Here is a 19,551-nt window from a genome sequence, read left to right on the forward strand (position 1 = left end):
TGTTCAAGTATCAAATGCTCTAAGCCAGCAACAACGCTGGTCGCAAGCCACTCCCTTTTGCCCATTAAAAAACCCGGCCAACCGGCACCGGGTGATAGCAAAGACTTATTGAGTAAAAATTGTCGGTTGCGAAAAACCGGCCCTTCAGCCTTTCGTCATTACAGCGATAATAATTGAGTCAGCGACGGTGCGAAGTAATAACTACCGGTTACTGGCTTACTGAAACCTAATAACAGATCGTGCTTACCGTCTATCGCGCCAAACATACTTAATAATTGTTGTTCGATATTATGTAAGCGTGCGCAATAAGCAATAAAGTACAAACCGTGTTTGCCACTGGCGGTACCGTAAGGCAAGCTTTGACGCAGAATTTTCAATCCTTTGCCATTTTCTTTTAAATCGACCCGGCTAACATGGGAGGTCTCCGGGCGCTTATCTGATGGCAATTCTTCGCTAGCATGCTTGGTACGCCCAACAATTTGCTCTTGCTTATGTTCAGGAATACGCTGCCATTTTTTCAGGTCGTGCTCATAACGCTGTACTAACACATAGCTGCCACCGGCATCTTCTTCACCATCCGCAATCACCGCCACTTCCGAGCGGCTTTCCCCTTGTGGGTTTTCGGTGCCATCAATAAAACCAGTAAAATCACGTTCTTCTACCCAGCGAAAACCATGTGTCTCTTCTTCAACGGTGATGGCATCGCCAAAAGCAGCCATCGCGGCCTGGGCTAAAGTAAAGTTGATATCCTGACGCAATGACTGAATATGAATCAATAAATCGCGTTGTGTTGCGGGGGCAACCATTGGTGCTTTGCCTAATGGCACAAAAGGTTTTAACTCATTAGCCCCTTTACCACCGGATAGGTCATGCCAAATATCAGAACCAAAAGCAATCACAGCACCTAAATACTCGTTAGGAAATTTTTGCTGTAACTCCTGCAATGACTGACAGAATTGTTTGCACCCCTGACGAATAGCATCTAGCTCGCCCTGTACTTTTGCTTCCATAAAAATGGCAAAACGACAATGTTCCATCAGAATGCCACTCTGAACTTGAGTCATGTTTGGTTCCTCACAAAATATCGGTATTAATTATGGCGAATATAATAGCTGAACCGATTAGGATTACCTTGCGGCAACGCAAAATAAATTTAGGCAGAGGAAGTGAGACCAAAGGTGGGAATATTATTAGCTAGTAATGATAAATCTGCCAGAAGCCAATTTGGACGCGGTTTGCAGCGGCCTCACCTTCAGATGCCCAAATAATGGGCCGAGTAATGAGTGCCGCTAACACTGCTATAACGTCAGGAACCAAGGGATGGTTATTCGCCTTTAGCTCGCCAGATAATCTTGCTCACTTTCCAACTTTGCAATGTATCATCGGATGGCATTAAACCTTCAGGACCATGCCAGTCGCCATCAAATAAATAGCTGACGTGCTTGCTGTCCGGTGCCGCACACTCTATTTGCGCACTATCATCACCGCTGCCTTTGCGGCAAACACCAAAGGCTTTTTTATATAGTTCACTGAATGGTGTACCAATCGTAACACCCCATTGGCTGGGAATAGACTTATCCATAACATCAATGCGCTCTACCGTGCCTTTCGGTTGCCCTGAGATAACCAGTTTGATTTGGTTCTCTTTCATCGCCTGATAGAAGGAAATCAATTTACCGTCGTTGGTCGCCATACCGCTACGCAGCCGGAAATCGCCTTTTAACCCCTCTTTGATATCACTCTCAGTCAACGCAGTAGTGGCGGTAATTCCACCAACCCCCTGATCAGTCACCTGCATACTGCTGCTGCCAAACCAATTCAGTGGTGACAGACTGGACCAGGAAAAACCTGACGTGGTTGAGCACCCGGCTAACAACAAAGGGGCACCCAGTAATAACAATCTCACCCCAGATAACCGTGGGCGAATATTCATCTAAAGCTCCTTATAAAACCACCGCATCCGGTAAGCTGTTCTGCATTGTACAAGTTACAGAGGGCATCTACATGCGCAGTTTAAAAATGATAACCAGTGGTTTGAGTCCACACAGCTAAAAAAGTGCCATAACACTACCGGCTTTAATTGTTATAACCAATAAATAGGTCTAATCGGATAGACTCGCGGCCATCGTATTGCAATACTTCAGCACGCCTTAACGCAAATTTGGTCTACTATTGGGTACCACAAAGGCTTGTGTAGTTTTTGTTTTCAAACGTAATGATTCATGCATTGAAGGAGCAATAAAATGAAGAAATTAACCTTAGCGGCAACCTTGGTTATGTTATGCAGCACGCCATTGCTGGCACAGAGTGCCACAGCACAAGGGGGCTTCGATGGCCCGGCAGCAACACAGACACAACCGACGGCTCAGGGCGGATTTGCGGGTCCGAGTGCGGCCAATACCACGGTAGATAAAGTCAAAACCATGCGTGATGACACCCATGTCACTCTGCAAGGGAATATTGTCGAGCGCCTTGGCCACGATACTTACACCTTCCGCGACAGCACCGGTACCATTACCGTTGATATTGATAACAAGCGCTGGAACGGTCAAACCATCTCGCCACAAGATAAAGTCCAAATCGAAGGCGAAGTTGATAAAGACTGGAACTCGGTAGAAGTTGATGTGAAAAGTATTACCAAGATTAAGTAATTAATCTTTACCCTATCCTCTGCGGCTTTATCAGCTTTTGGGGATAGGGTTATTACCATATTAAGGGTGAGGCCAAAAGGGCGACCTTAATATTCCTGATCAACAATCAGCCGCTTGCCTAGCATAATCGTGTCTTGCGTCTCGTAATCGAGCTTTTCATACATGCCAATTACCGCGTCATTGTCTTCGCGCACCATGATATTCAGCTTCGGGCAGCCACGGGCGATGAGTTTCTTTTCCAGGCGGCTGATCAGCGCATTGGCAAAGCCAATTTAAACTCTGGTACGAACTGGGGTTGATACTATATTTTCAATAAAAATCAAAATATTATACAAACAAAGAATTGCAGAACACGAGGTTGAATAGCAGTATTGTGCGTTATAAGTGTGGCAAGATTGTGGCGTAGTAACATCAAGATTTAGTGTAAGATTTTTCCTGTTCCTCTACCGCGATGTCTTTTAATCACTCTGCAAGTATTGCACTCATGTGAAACCCGATGCGATCTAACGCAAGAAACATGGTCGCAAGATGGAGTGCTTATGCAAGACTTAATGACTGCCGAACAACTTTCTAAAATCATCCATAAAACCGTGGCCAGTATCCGCAGCGATGCCACACGTGTAGTGGTCAAGCAAAACTGGCCACGGCTTTAGAGTTTTTCCAGAACAATCGCTCTGATTCATTTGGCGTCAAACCACCATTATATTGATGAGGTCTGAGCTGGCTGTAATATCCAGTTATGTAATTCGTTATCGCTGTCCTGACTTCGCTAAAATTAGCGTATCCATTATCCGGTACCCACTCCGTTTTCAGACTTCTAAAAAAACGTTCCATGGGGCTGTTATCCCAGCAATTCCCTCTGCGACTCAGGCTTTGCTTTATCTGATATCGCCACAATAACTGTCTGAAATTCCTGCTGGTATAGTGGCTGCCTTGATCCGAGTGATACAGCAAATTAGCGGGTTTTCCTCGCGCTTCCCAAGCCATCGACAACGCTTTACCTGTCAGTGCAGAGTCCGGGAAAAATGACATCGCCCAGCCAACTGGTTTACGGGAAAACAAATCAAGCACAACGGCTAAATAAGCCCAGCGTTTACCCGCCCAGATATAAGTCACATCACCGCACCAGACCTGATTAGGCTCTGTTACTGCAAACTGGCGTTCCAGATAATTGGGGATCTCTACGTGTTCCTTAGACGCCTTTTTATATCGATGACCAGGCTGCTGACAGCTGATGAGATTAAGTTCTTTCATTAGCTTTGTTGCCCGCCAGCGGCTCAGTTTTACGCCTTTGGTAGTGACCATCGCGGCAATATTACGTGCACCTGCGGAGCCATTACTTTCGCGATAGCTTTCACGAACAAGACTGAGTAATGCCACGCGTGCGGCATCAGGCTTCTTTGGCTGCCGCCAGTATTTATAGCTGCTGCGATGAACCCCAAACACGTTGCACACAACGGCAACAGGAAACCGCGCCCTGAGTTTCTCAACTAACGAGAACTGTTCAGGGAGTCTGACATCAAGAGCGCGGTAGCCTTTTTTAATATATCTCTTTCCATTTCAACGCGTTGAAGTCTTTTCTTCAGCTCGCGTATTTCAATCTGCTCAGGTGTCATGGGTGACGCTACGGGTGATTTCCCTCCTCGTTCTTCTTTCAACTGCCGAACCCACTTATCCATCGTGGATTTACCGGCATTCATTGCCGTGGCAGCGGCGGCAACGGTGTAATGCTGATCGAGTACAAGCTGGGCAGCTTCGAGGCGAAACTCGGGGCTAAAATTGCGTTTGTTACGTCCGGTCATAATGTCACCTGTTTTGACTATGAGGCGATGATATCACCTCTATTCAGGTGGCCAAATTAACTATGCCACTACACCATAGGAAATACTGAAGGCTACGATTGATAATAGATGAATCGGTCGCTGACAATAACTAATATACCAGAAATTAAATTAACAGTCGGAACATAAAAGAGGAGTAAGGATAATAACACCATACTCCACATAGGAAAAAATTAAAAATCAGAGAACTTATTCATTGAATTAAAAAGTTCTGTGACATTTTTCGCCTCATTATTCAACGAATTCCATGAAAAACCATCATTTATAAAACGAGGGAATACATGAAGATGGAAGTGACCTAGATCATTAAAATGACCATTATTTTGCAATAAGGAAACACCATCACAGCCAAATCTTTCCTCTAAAAAAAAAGAAACTTTTTTAGCCATTAAGAATATTTCAAAAAGAAGATTATCAGGCAAGTCAGTAATATTGGGGTAATGTTTCTTGGGGCATATTAGAACATGCCCTTCATTTATAGGGACATGATCTAAAAAACAAATTAGATTGTCATTCTCAAAAATGATACAAGCATCTAATTTTCTACTAGAAATTGAACAAACAACACAAGATGACATTAGAACTCTCCATCAGTACTGAATCCGAAAACTTTTTGCATCACACAAACAGAAAGAATAAAGGTCAATATTCTATCAGTTTCCAAGCGTTGGGAGACAGGCATTGAGTTAACACTATCAAATAATTTTCGCGTTTTCATAGGGCTATAAAAAGGCTGTTCATCTAAGTATTTAGTATTAAATATATCACCCATATACTCTCTTAGTGGAGAGGAGTTTTTGGTGATTTTAGCTGGCGGTGACATAAAAGGCATTTTAGTTTGGCTAAGAATATCAGGGTGTACACGTTCTCGCATAGCCTCTCTGAGTATAAATTTTTCGATTTTTCCTGATATTTTTAACCTAGTAGGAACATTCATTAAATATTCAAAAAGATGATGATCTAAGAAAGGGACCCTACCCTCGACAGAATTAGCCATTTCTGCCCTATCACCAAGAACGGTTAATATATAAGATGGGAGTACAGTATTTTGCCACAGGTCAAGAGAGCGATGAACAATATCATAATCACGATTCTTCAGCCACTCAACATGAGTCAATATGTCACTATATGGCTTAGCCATGTGATGATAAGATAGATACTTATTCCGATATAGGGTAGAGAATATGCTCCCTCTTTGAGAGCCAGTGCGCAACATACCAGGAACATATCCCCATATAGCACCAAATGCATCTAAGTCTTTCTCAACATTACCTTGGATAAGAAAACCTGGAAATTTTGAATAGTCATTATACATTTCCTTTAGATATCTCAACCCTTCATGCTCAGAAAGCGACCCTCGCTCAAATCTAAACATATCTTCGCGAATATGAGGGTAACCAGCAAGAACTTCATCCGCGCCCTCACCTGTAAGTACAACCTTAACACCATGCTTGCGCACTTCTTCGCTAAGCAAAACTTTTGCAATTCCATGCGTATTTCCGAAAGGAACTTCAAATGAATGAATTGCTCTTTCATAATTATTGACAATGTCTTGTTCAGACACTTCTAAAACATTTAAATGAGAATTTACATAGTTTGCTTGAAGTTTTGCTCGTTCTAACTCACTATAATTATCATCATCGAAAGCTATAGTAAACGATTCTGGAGCGGTTCCAGTTATATACTGCGATGTCCCTAAAACCGCACAGGAATCAATCCCACCACTTAAGTAACAAGCGATTTTAACATCAGCTTTCAATCTAGTTTCTACTGCATTATCAAATTTATCCCGGAAAGTAGAAATTAGCTGAGAATCATCTAAATTTTCACTTATGCTGCTAGCACTTTTTTCCCAGTAAGGAGTAATAGAAACACCTTCATTTTCACTTACTGTCAACACATGGCCTGGTGGTACCTGATATATATTTTTAAAACAAGATTTTTTGTTTGGATAAAGCATTCTTTCAGAACCATGAATAGCAGATGGGTTCCAAATAGGCTTTACTCCCAACGCAATAATAGCCTTGATCTCAGAAGCTAAGATAACTGAATCATCAGTTATCGTATAATAAAGTGGTTTAACTCCAAACCTATCTCTGCCTGATACTATTTTTTTGTTTTTTTCATCCCAAATGACAAAAGCAAATTCCCCACGTAACTTACGGAAACCACTGATACCAAGCTGTTCATAGATAGGTAAAATAAGTTCGCTGTCAGACTCAGTCTTGAATTTGTGAAGAGGAAACTCTCGAGCTATTTCCTTATAGTCGTAAAACTCACCATTTACTACTGTAACTAGAGTATCATCATTATTAAGTAATGGTTGAAGACCTGATTTTAATCCAATAATACTTAGCCTCGAGTGGCCAAATGAAACATTATTACTCGTTGAAACCCATACATTACTCTCATCTGGTCCTCTATGCTGCAAACTTTTAAGTGCTGTAATAACTTTAGAAACCTGAACTTTCCCTGAAAATTTATATTCACATATAAAACCGCACATAAAAAACTCCTACCAAGCTGGGTATAATAATAAACCAGAATCGTTTTTGATTTTTATTTCTTCAATTTCTAATAACACATCTCTCTCTTTTCCTGCAAGGATACCAACCCATCCAGCACCATCAATTCCTGTTTTATAAAGTTTGTCCCCCTTTCTAGAAAGAGTAATATGTCTACTTTGTAATGAGTTAGGAATAACAACTTCCTCAAAAGTACAATTTTCACTTACACCATACGTAATCCCGAGACACGGTTCTCTTTGCTTAACAGGGTAAATGAATTCGCTTTCTGATACAGAAAATAAACTTAGACTTATTACATGCCGCATCAGTTTTTCAAGTGGAATTGAATAAGAATCCGCAATTAATTGAGATATTGAGCCACCTGCAATTCTTCCAAAATTAGCATCAATAAGGTAAGGTTTATCACTATTAGATATGAATTCTGAGTGAAAATATCCATTTTTATATCCAGACCTAACAACCAAACTGCGCACTGCACACTGAGCGTTAGAAATAATACTTTCACTAAGATGTTTCTCGCCAGGGAAATACGCTGCAGTTAAAGTATTTTCTATCCGTTTACGATATGTAATACCTAAAAAAACAACATGACCATTACAGACATAACCCTCAACACTAAAAAATTCACCTTCAATGCATTGCTGTGCTAACCATGTTCCTTTCGCTAGTTTTTCAGAAAAATTATCATTTATGTATGTGCTTAACTTATCAACATCATCATCTGAATTTATAAAAAAAGAACCAATACTTGCACTGGTTTCTGATGGTTTAATAACAATCACGCCATTATATTTCACCATTTCATACAACCTTTCCTTTTTTATATTTCCAACTGTAAATGAAATAGTCTTCGGGGAATGGTCTGGAATAATATTTCCAACGGTTTCTTTTTGTAATAAGAAAAGTAACGTTTTATCTAAAGTGGCAGCTTTTAAATGAGAACCTACAAGTATTGCATTCCTCATTGCGCGATCAGTCAGAGAAAACACAGCCACAACATCATTAATCTCTTCATTTTCTATAATCATCAATATATTATTGTAATCTGATGTATCCGCATATTTCAAACAATCCGTCGGTATACCATTTAGAGTATCCCCTTTATAAGAATCAGGATTAACAATAAAAATAGGATTAAAGCCCAAGTTTAGGCATGCGTCATACGATGCTTTTGCACTAACATGAGATGCATCTATAAAGATAATATTTTTCATAATCACACTAATTCTCGTATGCTAGAAACAATGCTCAAAGCAATAGCATTAGCCCGGATAGAAACAGAACTAATTGAGCCTGCATCACCAAGCCCATGAGTGGATTCACATAAGCCATTTAAATAAATATTTCCAACTTTAATTGCATCATTTCGGTATACTGGATTTAATTTGTAGTCTCTACTAATATTATAGTTCCCGTCATCATTCTTAAACATATAATCTAGATTGTTTAGTAATGGTATAGTTACACAAGTATCATTGCTAAATTCATAATCTTTGAATCCAGTAGCTAAAATAACAAAATCAAAACTTAATAACTTGGTTTCATCTTTATATTTATCTGAAATGCTCAAATCAATTCTTGAGCCATAATCAACAACCGAGTCAATAACTTTATTTCTTAACAAACAAACTCTTTCATTATTAACAATCCGATCTTCATACATTCCATTATATAATTCATGAAGTACATCACTATCTACTGCTGAATAGTTCGTAGACCTTAACTGATGAGAAACTTCTTTTTTCTGACTTTTATCCAGATTATAAAAGAAATCAATAAACTCTGGATAGTAAACTTCATAACTAAATGGACTGGTATCTTTCAGTTTGTAACCAAAACCACGTGATATGTTTGTAACATGAGAGTTTGGATAACATTTTTTTATATCCAAAACTATTTCTATTGCACTTTGACTAGTTCCAATAACAGCAACATTAAATTTATCTAAGGCAGATAGATTTTTTAAAGATGAAACATAACTAGTTAAATGAAATACCCTTTTATTATTAATATTTTTGAACTCATTAGGAATATTTATTTCCCGCCCAGTGCCAATGGCTATATTTTTAGCAAAAAATTCTCTACCTGAAATCGTAGTCAACTTATACAATCTGATTCCATTTATTGTCTCATCATCAATGGTAATAGAGTCAACTGTTTCATTGTAAATGACATTATGGCTAAAATCATCAGCGCACCATTTAATATATCGCGAATATTCTGTTCTAAAAGGATGACTTAATCCTAGATTAAAATATTCAAATAGACGATCATGTTCAAATAGATAATTAATGAATGTATACTTACTTCGTGGATTAATTGGTGTTATTAAATCCCGATGTGGTGAATTCTGGATGTCCGTACCAGGAATTAACATATTTGGTTGCCACATAGAATTAACACCCGACTCTATAAATAAAGTCGATATATCCACCTTCTTTTCCTTTAAAGAAATGGCAAGACCTACATTAGAAACATTAAAACCAATACCAATCAAGTCATAAACATCACCAGCCATATCATCCCTCATTTATAATGTATGAATAAATTTCAAATCATCTATTAGCTTTTGAAAATGAATGTTGTCAAAATTATGTCTAATAACAATTCTGAAGCAACGCTCATTATCTCCTCTTGAGATCTTACAGTGTGGAACAACCCATCCAAGCTCATCAAACCTTTTACTAATTACTTCATATAAATCTGGATTCTTATATGACCAACATACAACTGGAAGTCTATATCTATCATCATCAGAAATAACAACAACTAATGATATGTTTTTCAGCTCACGTTCAAGTTCCAATTTTATTCTATATAAATTAGAAACTTTATTTTGATACCCCAAAAAACCATATCTTTTTAAATTGTAATATTGAGCAACTATGTATGCGGCAGGAGCACTAAAATTGACACCAATATGAGTAAAGTCATTTTTAAGATATTCAACTGGAATTATCATATTTCTTGGGATTTTATCTTTATCCTTCCAAAACAACCACCCTACACTCGGATAAACCATTCCATATTTATGACCTGAAATATTTATCGACTCAACGTGGGTAAGGCGAAAATCCCAAATAAAATCCGGATACTTAAATGGGGCTATAAATCCTCCACTTGCAGCATCTACATGTATTGGAATAAATCTATTAAATTTATCATTATAACTTTCTAAAAAATCATTTATTAATTCAATAGGTTCAAATAAACCTGTGCTCGTTGTTCCCAGAGTTACACCAATGCCAATTGTTTTATTATCTATTGCAGATAACATATCATCTTCAAAGGAACTGGCATCAAAAGTAACTTCTTTAATTTCTAAGCCAAGTATACTGGCTATCTTTATCCATGAAGAATGAGCGTTCTTACTTATAATTATATTACTTACATCCTTTACGTTGTTATTGTGCTTCCAAGACATACAAGCAAGTAAAATGGCTTCGCTGGATCCATTTGTACTTACACCAAATGATTTTTCGCCAGACTGAGCATGAATCATATCTAACATAAAAGACAGACAATAGTTCTCCATCTGTTTTATTTTAGGATACTCATGTTGATTTACCTTATTATAAGGTAATAGTGATTCAAAAAGTTCACTTACGTCTGCATCCATTAATGTTGTAGTATATGTACCTAGATTGTTTTCTGGTTTAGTTTGATCATTAAGCATTTTTTTTATATCGACGATCAACTCTGATTCATATTTATCTTGACACTCTAAATCCATATCACACCAATTAATATAAGACATCATACTATCCAAATAGTTAAGATATACAGTTAGTAATAATATGCACCAATGCTTTTACAATGACCTCTTCTGACATGTATGGTACACCAGGTCTATAGACAACTTGTTCGGGAGTGTATGGAATATGCACTACACCAATACTTGTTTTTCTTTTACTTTCTGCGGCATGGTGAAGCAATGTATAAAATATATAGTTACACAAAAAAGTCCCTGCGTTATTAGATACACTTGCCGGAATGTTATTATCTCGTAACTGCTTAACAATTTTCTTTATAGGAAGTGTGGAGAAATACGCGCTTGGACCCTCTGTCTCAACTTCATCATCGACAATTTTTATACCATTGTTATCAGGAATAGGTGAGTCAATGAAATTTATTGATAGTCTTTCAAGATTAATATCCCATCGTCCTCCTGCTTGCGCAAAAATAATAATAGCATCATAATCTTCTTTATTAAGTCTGCCTAAAATAATACTCTTGCTGTCAGAGAAAGTGCAGGGTAATACGATATTGCTTAATATAACATCATCGCGACTGTTATATTTAAATGTGGACAAAACATCCCAGGCAGGATTCCTAAGTTCGCCACCAAATGGTTCGAAACATACAATTAATACTTTTTTCATTGCGCTCTCATTTATACACATAAAAAATCATAAAAATAATATTAAAGAAAAGAACAACGATCGCGGTCATAGCTTGTTCTTTAATAACTAATCCTTTTTTCTTAATTCCCAAAAGTTTTTCCGGAATTATATTAAAGTTAGCAGCCATCGGTGTTAACATTGTCCCACAAAAGCCACATAACATTCCTAATACAGAAAGCAATGCTGGATTCCCTCCATAAACATCTACAATAATAGGCATGCCAATACCAGCAGTCATAATAGGGAAAGCCGCAAATGCGTTACCCATAATTACTGATAGAAGAAACATCCCAATCGCGTAAACTACAATTAATGCATTTTTTCCAATTATTTCTTGGTATTTATCAAAGTGCTCCGCTATGGAACCACCCACGCCAAGAGCTAAAATAACACCTCCTAGCATAGCCAACATTTGAGGTAAAAGAACATTTATACCAATTGTGCCCATGATACGTTCTGATGCAGTAAATATTGGTATAGGCTTCTCTCTAAATATAAAAATACAAATTATGAATATTAAGCATGTGGAAATAGACAACATCACTAAGGTTTCACTTCCTTTTTCTATCAAGGATATATGATCTGAAATAAAAATACCCGTTATAGTCATCAATGGAACAGATAACGCTGGAATAAATATTAATTTACCTAGTTTTGTATCCTTTCCAACTTTAGATATTTCATTGTTAACGCAACCCTGACTTTCCGCCTTAAAAACATCAGTTAATGAAAGTAAGACTAAAAATATAACTAAAACACCAATATACATATCTGATATTTTTCCCGGAAGAAAATATGTTGCAGAATACCCCCCCCAGAAAAGAAACTGACAAACCCTTTTCCTCTCACTTAATTTTTTATTTGAAAGACTTGTTAACGCATAAATAAAAAACAAGATGCCTATAATAATATATACAAACTCAATTGTTATCATACATTCTTATTCTCTTTATCTATATCAAGGAAACGGAATTTTTATCAATTAATAGCATCCGATACCCATGTATAAATAATGAAACAATACCAGTTGGTATAGCCCAAATTATAATATTAAAAGGATCTAAATATACAGCATAATTAGCTAAAAAACTTTTTATAAGTAATATAGCCGGCATACCTATGAATAAACATTCGCCGAAAAAAGCACCAACATTATCTACCGAGGCAGCTTTAGCTCTTAAGGTATCCTTAATGTCGTCATCAAGTTCTTTTCCACTCCGGCTAGATAAAAACTCAAGCATTGGCACAAGTATTGGTCTCACTATCTGAGCCTGCCCCCCCAATGATGCTAAACCAATTGCTGTTGTTAATTGTCTAATAAATAGGTAGAGAAAAAGGACACGTCCAACACTAGCAGATTTTATTCTCTTAACGAGGTTTCGTACTTCTATTCTTAATCCTTGTTTCTCCAACATGGCTACCAATGGCAATGAAAGCCAAACTAAACCCATATATCTACTATTTGAGAATGATTTTCCTATCTCACTAATGAGTTCACTTATATCAACACCGTAAAATATGCCTGGAGTGATCCCTGCGGCGGTAATAACTAATAACGGATTAAACCTTAGCGCAAAGCCAAAAATCAGGACAGCCAATCCAATTAATAACATCATATAACTATTCCTTTTCTTCGCACTACAATTCCATTTTATGGCCTAAATTGTTATCGATATGTATACAATATTGCAAGTGTTTTTTAATGCTTAACGTTAGATATGCATATGCTATCTTTCCTCTAAGAAGCTCATGCCACTGATTAATAACCATTTAATCTGAAGTATTCAGTGAAGGAAAATTAAATTACATTAGAAATAATTAACTAAAGTGCATAAATATTATAAATGAAATTTAATATTAACATTAAAGAAACAAATAAATAAAACTACTGCACTACCGCAAGACAAGCAAAATAAAATACTTGCTTTATCAAAAAAATCAGTATAACAATCCACACTAAACCCTCAATTTCACTATCAGTGCTATGGACAACTTTATTATCACCATGTATGTTCCGTCATATTCCACCTGAATTCGAGCAAGAAATATCTCACTCCAATAGACGTTTTATCCAATACACATATATAAATTTAGCTTTTAAAACCAAGGAAACATATTTATGAATGATGAATATTTACTTTCATTTATTGATGAAGTAGCCCAAAAATCATCTCAAAAAACTGCCGTTATTGACAAATATGGTAGTTACAACTTTGAATATATATCAACTCAATCCAACAATATTGCTCACAATTTGAACTCTAGAGGTATAGGTGTTGGAGACTATGTTGCGATTTATATGGAAAGATCTACAAAATGGATTATTTCAATGTTAGGGATTTTAAAATCAGGTGCAGCCTATGTGCCCTTGGATCCTAATTATCCTAAAAGTAGAATCGACTTCTGTCTTGACAACTCTGAAGCAAAAGCTGTTATTATTGATGAAAATGTAAGCACGAGCAATATAAGGGATGCTATTTCAATACAATCCCTTCAAGAATTCAATGGTCACTTTATATCTAGAGGCAGGGATGTCAGCTCTCCTGCTTATATGATTTATACCTCAGGTTCAACCGGACAGCCAAAAGGGGTCGTTGTGCCTCTCACTGCTTTAACCCATCATATGAAATGGTTTATAAGTTCCTTTAACTTTTTACGCGATGATATTTTCCTACAGAAAACGTCATCATCATTCGATGCTTCTATTTGGGAATATCTCGCCCCTTTAATGCTTGGTTGCAAAATGGTAATTTCCGAATCATCGCCATATGATATAGTCACAAATATAAAAAAACACAATGTGACGGTGATACAATTAGTTCCTACTGTTCTAGAATTTATCACAAAAAATTTCGACATCAGTGAGTTGGTTACTCTAAAAAAGGTTTTTTGTGGTGGAGAATCCCTATCAGTAAGATTAGCCAACATTATACATAATCGGTTATCCATACCAGTTATAAATCTTTATGGCCCTACAGAAGCTACTATCCAGTGTTCTTACTTTATTTACATGCCAGGTGATGTACTTATAAGCAAATTTCTTCCAATAGGAAAACCAATACCTAAAGTAAAATTTGAACTATCTGATAATGAAATAAGTGAATTAATTATTGAAGGACCATGTGTCAGTGATGGTTACTATAAGTTAGAATCAAAATCTGCAGATAAATTCTCATTGAATGATAGCAGTGGTCACCGCAGATACAAAAGCGGTGACTTAGTAAGAAGAGACAAGGCAGGAAACTATCATTTCATAGAAAGAGTTGATAACCAAGTTAAGTTACGGGGTCTTCGCATAGACCTTACAGAAATAGAAGAAGTAATCAATACATTTAGCAATGAAGTAACTTCGTCTATTGTTTTAATTAACGGCAATGAACAACTTGTCGCACATGTTAACTTAAACAATGATGATCTGGATTTTTCAAAATTAAAAAAATATCTTATCAAACATCTTCCAGAATATATGATCCCGGTTTCTTTCGTTAAAGAAATAGAATTCCCATCATTGCCTAATGGAAAGTTAGACAGAAAAAAATTCATTCTAAACTTAAAGGAAAATCTTAGCCAGAATAATATACATCCATCCTCACACCCTATTAATTTAGATGAAAATTCAGATACATGTCCAGAAAAGGAAAGTGAAGTGGCAAGTTTTATCCATGCCCAATGGGAGAGTATACTGTTTGTGAAACCTAATGAAAACAGTCACTTTTTCCTTTCTGGGGGTCATTCTCTGAGTGCAATAAATTTAGTAATGAATATAAATAAAAAATTTGGAATAAAATTACCAACAGTCTGTTTGTTAACATCACCACGGATTAACGATTTCATTCAAAAAGTAGAATTACAAATTTCGGCTTCAAAAATCAATTGATAAATTAAAGGAAATAATAGTGAAGGAAAATAAGCACATGACGCTAGATACATTGTTAGAGGATATATCTAGTGGTATAGCCACACCAGAAAGCATTGTTGAACGCTGTCATTACAATTACAAAATAGCAATAAACAATAATGTCATGATATCAGAAAAGTATAATGAGATATATTGCCTTATAAAAAGCAAGGATAGTGAGTACAAACTACAACATAAGGGACACACCCTTTACGGTATACCCGTCGTCGTTAAAGATAACATCCATGTAAAAGATTTTTCTAATACAGCAGGAACATTAGCACTCTCAAATTTTTTTCCGAATAAAGATGCAATTATTATCGAGAAATTAAAATCTCATGGAGCGATTATCGTTGGTAAATCCAATATGCATGAACTTTCTCTTGGAGCCACCTCCCATAATTGTTTATTTGGACATGTTAAAAATGCGCATAATCCATCTCTTATAGCAGGTGGTTCAAGTGGTGGAAGTGCGGTGGCTGTAGCTATGGGTTTATCTCCCATAGCTATTGGTACAGATACTGCCGGTTCTGTCAGAATCCCTGCTGCACTTAATGGAGTTGTTGGTTTTCGCCCATCTTTAAATCGTTATTCGACACTGGGAGTTACCCCTGTAACTCCCAGTCGGGATGTACCAGGAATCATAGCAGCTTCAGTTAAGGATATTAAAATTGTTGATGCCTTACTCTGTGATGAAAAATTTTGTACTACTCCTTCCCCCTCACATAGTAAGAGAATAGGAATAGTGAGAGATTTCTTTTTCAATGGTGTAGATGATAAAATATTAGCCATTGTGGAAAAGCGAATTGATCTTCTCAAGGCAAATGGCTTTGATTTTATTGAACTAGACTTCCCTGAGTTAAATGAACTAAATGACATCGTTGGTACAGTTATTGGGTTTTATGAATTTTGGCCTGCCATGTCAAATTACTTAAAAAATAATCATCCAGAAACTGACATGACAAAACTTGTAAAATTAATATCATCTAATAGCATAAAACAGTTACTTGTTGGTTTTATGTCACCAGATGCAACTTTTAAGATAGACTACGATTATTATAATAGTGTAATGAATAACGAAAGAATTAAACTTATTGATAAATTTTCAAATCTATTTATTGATAACGATATTGATGCAATTGCTTTTCCAACTACAATTGCTCTTGCAACCGAAATTACAAGCAATGAAGACATTGCCATCTTAAATAGAAAGGAAGTTTCATCGAATTATGCCTATTTAAGAAATACATTACCCGCAAGTAATGCTGGTCTACCAGCCATTACTATTCCAGCAGGCAAAACTCATGATAATTATTACGTTGGTTTTGAGTTAAATGGGGCAATAGATAATGATATAAAATTAATCAGCCTTGCCGAAGAAATTGAAAGTTTTTTTATCTCAAACGAGTAAGTACGTAATCTTGCTGTTTAAATTCATTTAAGCTCTAATCACAGAAATGCTCAAACTATTATACGATTAACTGACCGACACTATACAGTTTTTGGTTCAAATTAGCTCTTATTCCTGTTTGTGGTATAACAAGCGGAGGTAGTTACAACTTAGCCTTCGCTAAATTCATGTTAAATCATAAAGTTAATATATTTCCACTTCATTACCTTAACACTTCTACTATACAAAAAACATCAGACAAAAGACCATCAAGTTGAATTGAGCCTCAAATGATGGTCTTTCACGGTTACAAATTAATTAGTGATTTGAGGGCCGTGACAGGCGCTCCCCACTATTAGAATCAGTATTCTGATGAACTGGCGAGCTTTGTACTACAGGACTCACATTCCCCTGAACCTGTTCTATAGCCAGCTTAACCGTATCAATATTGTTACGAACCTCAACCAATTGCTGTTTTATTTGCTGGCAATTTTGGTCAATACTCTTAATAAAATCACCGATACTGATTATAAATTCTGGTAGCTTAAATTTCTCTCTCACCCCTTTTTCATAACGCAACGAGCCAGGACAATGTTCATTGACCCCCTTAAGTTTAAACTGTAAAGCATCTTCAGATGAGCATACCTCAATGGCCATCCCCCGATAATCACCAACAAATAGTTCTCCAGTACCAGATTGCTTACGCGAGGTGACAGCTTTGCTGATACAACTGATCAAATGGCTATTAAGTAGCACCAAATTATCTGAACGCTGTATATCAAGTACCTGGCCAGATGGTAACGCAATACTATCGGTATCCCGACGCGGGTGGTTTTGCTCTGCCAGCCAATCTTGCAAATTAGCCTGAAGAAAACACTCTCTGACATGCAACTCATTTAATTTGCCATGAAGCTTAAGGACTTCATCACTATCTATACTTTCCATCTCCGGAACGTCCAATGAAGCGGAAAGTTTGGCTAAGGGTTGTGACGCCAGCTGTGTCACATCAATCTCCATCAGTAAACGGCGATCTATTCGTCTTAAGGCATCAGTTGCAAGAATGAAGCCATCAGCTTTTTTATACCATTCCGCAGCAGTTGGCAGATCAGTAGCGACCCCCTCCCAACCGAATTCATATACTTCGCCCATTCGATAAGCGGCTTCAGTACTTCCCGCATCACCGGCGACTGAATACCAGTAATGAGCAAGATCATAATCAACACTAACAGCAATACCGTCCGCATGGCAGATACCAACCAACAACATCCCATTGGGACTACCGCCATCAGCAGCTATCATCGCCCCTGAATAGACTTCCGAATCGCTGACCTCCCCCAACATTGACCGCTCAAATAGCACTAACGCTTCTTTATAGGCGGTATCAACGTCACTATCGCTACTGCTTAACTCAATGGCTAGTGAATCAGTTAAGTTCATCTCTGATCCCTCGATAAAGTCGTCAATGGAGAGTTGGGTCGGTATGTCATCGCTTTTCGCCAATCCCAGGGGGGTGCTTACGGTGATTGTCGGTTGAGGTGTATCAGGCACTTTGTAGTGGCATAGTGAATTTGGCCACCTGAATAGAGGTGATATCATCACCTCATAGTCAAAACAGGTGACATTATGACCGGACGTAACAGACGCAATTTTAGCCCCGAGTTTCGCCTCGAAGCTGCCCAGCTTGTACTCGATCAGCACTACACCGTTGCTGCCGCTGCCACTGCGATGAATGTCGGCAAATCCACGATGGACAAATGGGTTCGACAACTGAAAGAAGAGCGAGGGGGAAAATCACCCATAGCTTCACCCATGACACCTGAGCAGATTGAGATACGTGAGTTGAAGAAAAGACTTCAACGCGTTGAAATAGAAAGGGATATATTAAAAAAGGCTACCGAGCTCTTGATGTCGGACTCCCTGAACAATTCTCATTAGTTGAGAAACTCAGGGCGCGGTTTCCTGTTGCCGTTGTGTGCAACGTGTTTGGGGTTCATCGCAGCAGTTATAAATACTGGCGGCAGCCCAGGAAGCCTGACGCCACGAGAGTGGCATTACTGAGCCTTGTGCGTGAAGTTTATCGCGAAAGTAACGGCTCAGCAGGAGCGCGAAGCATTGCCGCGATGGTCACCACCAAAGGTATAAAACTGAGCCGCTGGCGGGCAACAAAGCTGATGAAAGCGCTCAATATTATCAGCTGTTAGCAACCTGGCCATCGTTATAAGAAGGCGTCTAAGGAACACATTGAGATCCCTAATTATCTGGATCGCCAGTTTGCTGTTACCGAGCCTAATCAGGCCTGGTGCGGTGATGTGACTTATATCTGGACGGGAAAACGCTGGGCTTATCTGGCTGTTGTACTCGATTTGTTTTCCCGTAAACCGGTTGGCTGGGCGATGTCATTTTTCCCGGATTCTGCATTGACAGCTAAAGCGCTGTCCATGGCCTGGGAAGCGCGAGGAAAGCCGGCTAATTTACTGTATCACTCGGATCAAGGCAGTCACTATACCAGCAGGAATTTCAGGCAGTTACTGTGGAGGTATCAGATAAAGCAAAGCTTGAGTCGCCGGGGGAATTGCTGGGATAACAGCCCAATGGAACGGTTCTTCAGAAGCCTGAAAACAGAGTGGATACCGGATAATGGCTACGTGAATTTTAGCGAAGCCAGCATAGCGATAACGAATTACATTACGGGATATTACAGTCAGCTCAGACCTCATCAATATAATGGTGGTTTGACGCCGAATGAATCAGAACGATTGTTCTGGAAAAACTCTAAAGCCGTGGCCAGTTTTTGTTGACCACTACATGATCGCCTCTAGTCAGATGACAAAATTTCGTAT

15 protein-coding genes and 2 pseudogenes are annotated in these 19,551 nt (G+C 38.0%); 4 read left to right on the forward strand and 13 right to left on the reverse strand.

What is annotated here, in order from left to right:
* Positions 1 to 158 precede the first annotated feature (158 nt).
* Both Q2T71_RS14820 and Q2T71_RS14825 read right to left on the reverse strand, forming a co-directional pair.
* A complete protein-coding gene (locus Q2T71_RS14820) occupies positions 159 to 1,064 on the reverse strand; it encodes a Dyp-type peroxidase (RefSeq protein WP_372559596.1) in 906 nt (301 codons plus the stop codon).
* 260 nt (positions 1,065 to 1,324) lie between these two features.
* Complete coding sequence (locus Q2T71_RS14825) at positions 1,325 to 1,933, reverse strand: RpoE-regulated lipoprotein (protein ID WP_372559597.1); 609 nt, start codon at positions 1,931 to 1,933, stop codon at positions 1,325 to 1,327.
* Between the two features lie 310 nt (positions 1,934 to 2,243).
* Here Q2T71_RS14825 and Q2T71_RS14830 point away from each other — a divergent pair, with 310 nt between their 5' ends.
* The gene (locus tag Q2T71_RS14830; protein ID WP_372559598.1) at positions 2,244 to 2,651 is read left to right on the forward strand and encodes a YgiW/YdeI family stress tolerance OB fold protein; all 408 of its coding nucleotides are present in this window, start codon (positions 2,244 to 2,246) and stop codon (positions 2,649 to 2,651) included.
* Between the two features lie 86 nt (positions 2,652 to 2,737).
* On the opposite strand, the pseudogene Q2T71_RS14835 reads toward Q2T71_RS14830, so the two are convergent.
* The 10 genes and pseudogenes from Q2T71_RS14835 to Q2T71_RS14880 form a co-directional block, all read right to left on the reverse strand.
* Positions 2,738 to 2,920: pseudogene (locus Q2T71_RS14835) on the reverse strand (GNAT family N-acetyltransferase); the annotation flags it as partial.
* 358 nt (positions 2,921 to 3,278) lie between these two features.
* A protein-coding gene (locus Q2T71_RS14840; RefSeq protein ID WP_372559599.1) for an IS3 family transposase occupies positions 3,279 to 4,453 on the reverse strand; the annotation gives its coding sequence in 2 pieces (ribosomal slippage) (positions 3,279 to 4,186 and positions 4,186 to 4,453; 1,176 coding nt in all).
* Positions 4,454 to 4,665: 212 nt separating this feature from the next.
* Entirely contained in the window at positions 4,666 to 5,070 is a 405-nt protein-coding gene (locus Q2T71_RS14845; RefSeq protein ID WP_219658304.1) for an HIT family protein, read from the reverse strand.
* On the reverse strand, positions 5,070 to 6,998 hold the full coding sequence (asnB, locus tag Q2T71_RS14850; protein ID WP_372559600.1) for an asparagine synthase (glutamine-hydrolyzing): 1,929 nt from the start codon (positions 6,996 to 6,998) through the stop codon (positions 5,070 to 5,072). The genes Q2T71_RS14845 and asnB overlap by 1 nt, the downstream gene beginning before the upstream one ends.
* Before the next feature lie 9 nt (positions 6,999 to 7,007).
* A complete protein-coding gene (locus Q2T71_RS14855; protein ID WP_372559601.1) occupies positions 7,008 to 8,234 on the reverse strand; it encodes an acetyl-CoA carboxylase biotin carboxylase subunit family protein in 1,227 nt (408 codons plus the stop codon).
* A 2-nt stretch (positions 8,235 to 8,236) separates the two neighbouring features.
* On the reverse strand, positions 8,237 to 9,538 hold the full coding sequence (locus Q2T71_RS14860; RefSeq protein WP_372559602.1) for a SidA/IucD/PvdA family monooxygenase: 1,302 nt from the start codon (positions 9,536 to 9,538) through the stop codon (positions 8,237 to 8,239).
* Positions 9,539 to 9,550: 12 nt separating this feature from the next.
* Positions 9,551 to 10,777: an aminotransferase class V-fold PLP-dependent enzyme gene (locus tag Q2T71_RS14865; protein WP_219648262.1), complete on the reverse strand. Its 1,227-nt coding sequence runs from the start codon at positions 10,775 to 10,777 to the stop codon at positions 9,551 to 9,553.
* A 16-nt stretch (positions 10,778 to 10,793) separates the two neighbouring features.
* Positions 10,794 to 11,402: a pyroglutamyl-peptidase I gene (locus tag Q2T71_RS14870; RefSeq protein ID WP_050286300.1), complete on the reverse strand. Its 609-nt coding sequence runs from the start codon at positions 11,400 to 11,402 to the stop codon at positions 10,794 to 10,796.
* 7 nt (positions 11,403 to 11,409) lie between these two features.
* Positions 11,410 to 12,357: a 5-oxoproline transporter, DUF979 family subunit gene (locus tag Q2T71_RS14875; protein ID WP_050286298.1), complete on the reverse strand. Its 948-nt coding sequence runs from the start codon at positions 12,355 to 12,357 to the stop codon at positions 11,410 to 11,412.
* 19 nt (positions 12,358 to 12,376) lie between these two features.
* The gene (locus Q2T71_RS14880) at positions 12,377 to 13,039 is read right to left on the reverse strand and encodes a 5-oxoproline transporter, DUF969 family subunit (RefSeq protein ID WP_050286296.1); all 663 of its coding nucleotides are present in this window, start codon (positions 13,037 to 13,039) and stop codon (positions 12,377 to 12,379) included.
* 503 nt (positions 13,040 to 13,542) lie between these two features.
* Between Q2T71_RS14880 and Q2T71_RS14885 the strand changes: the two genes are divergently transcribed.
* Complete coding sequence (locus Q2T71_RS14885; protein WP_050286294.1) at positions 13,543 to 15,300, forward strand: non-ribosomal peptide synthetase; 1,758 nt, start codon at positions 13,543 to 13,545, stop codon at positions 15,298 to 15,300.
* Positions 15,301 to 15,319: 19 nt separating this feature from the next.
* Entirely contained in the window at positions 15,320 to 16,732 is a 1,413-nt protein-coding gene (locus Q2T71_RS14890) for an amidase family protein (RefSeq protein WP_050286293.1), read from the forward strand.
* 297 nt (positions 16,733 to 17,029) lie between these two features.
* Here Q2T71_RS14890 and Q2T71_RS14895 read toward each other — a convergent pair whose 3' ends face one another.
* Positions 17,030 to 18,148 (reverse strand): tetratricopeptide repeat protein, encoded by a 1,119-nt coding sequence (locus Q2T71_RS14895; RefSeq protein ID WP_372559603.1) that lies wholly within the window; start codon positions 18,146 to 18,148, stop codon positions 17,030 to 17,032.
* Between the two features lie 186 nt (positions 18,149 to 18,334).
* On the opposite strand from Q2T71_RS14895, the pseudogene Q2T71_RS14900 reads away from it, so the two are divergent.
* Positions 18,335 to 19,509, forward strand: a pseudogene (locus Q2T71_RS14900) (IS3 family transposase).
* Positions 19,510 to 19,551: the final 42 nt, after the last annotated feature.

Source organism: Yersinia sp. 1652 StPb PI (assembly GCF_041538345.1).
GTDB classification, from domain to species: domain Bacteria; phylum Pseudomonadota; class Gammaproteobacteria; order Enterobacterales; family Enterobacteriaceae; genus Yersinia; species Yersinia enterocolitica_E.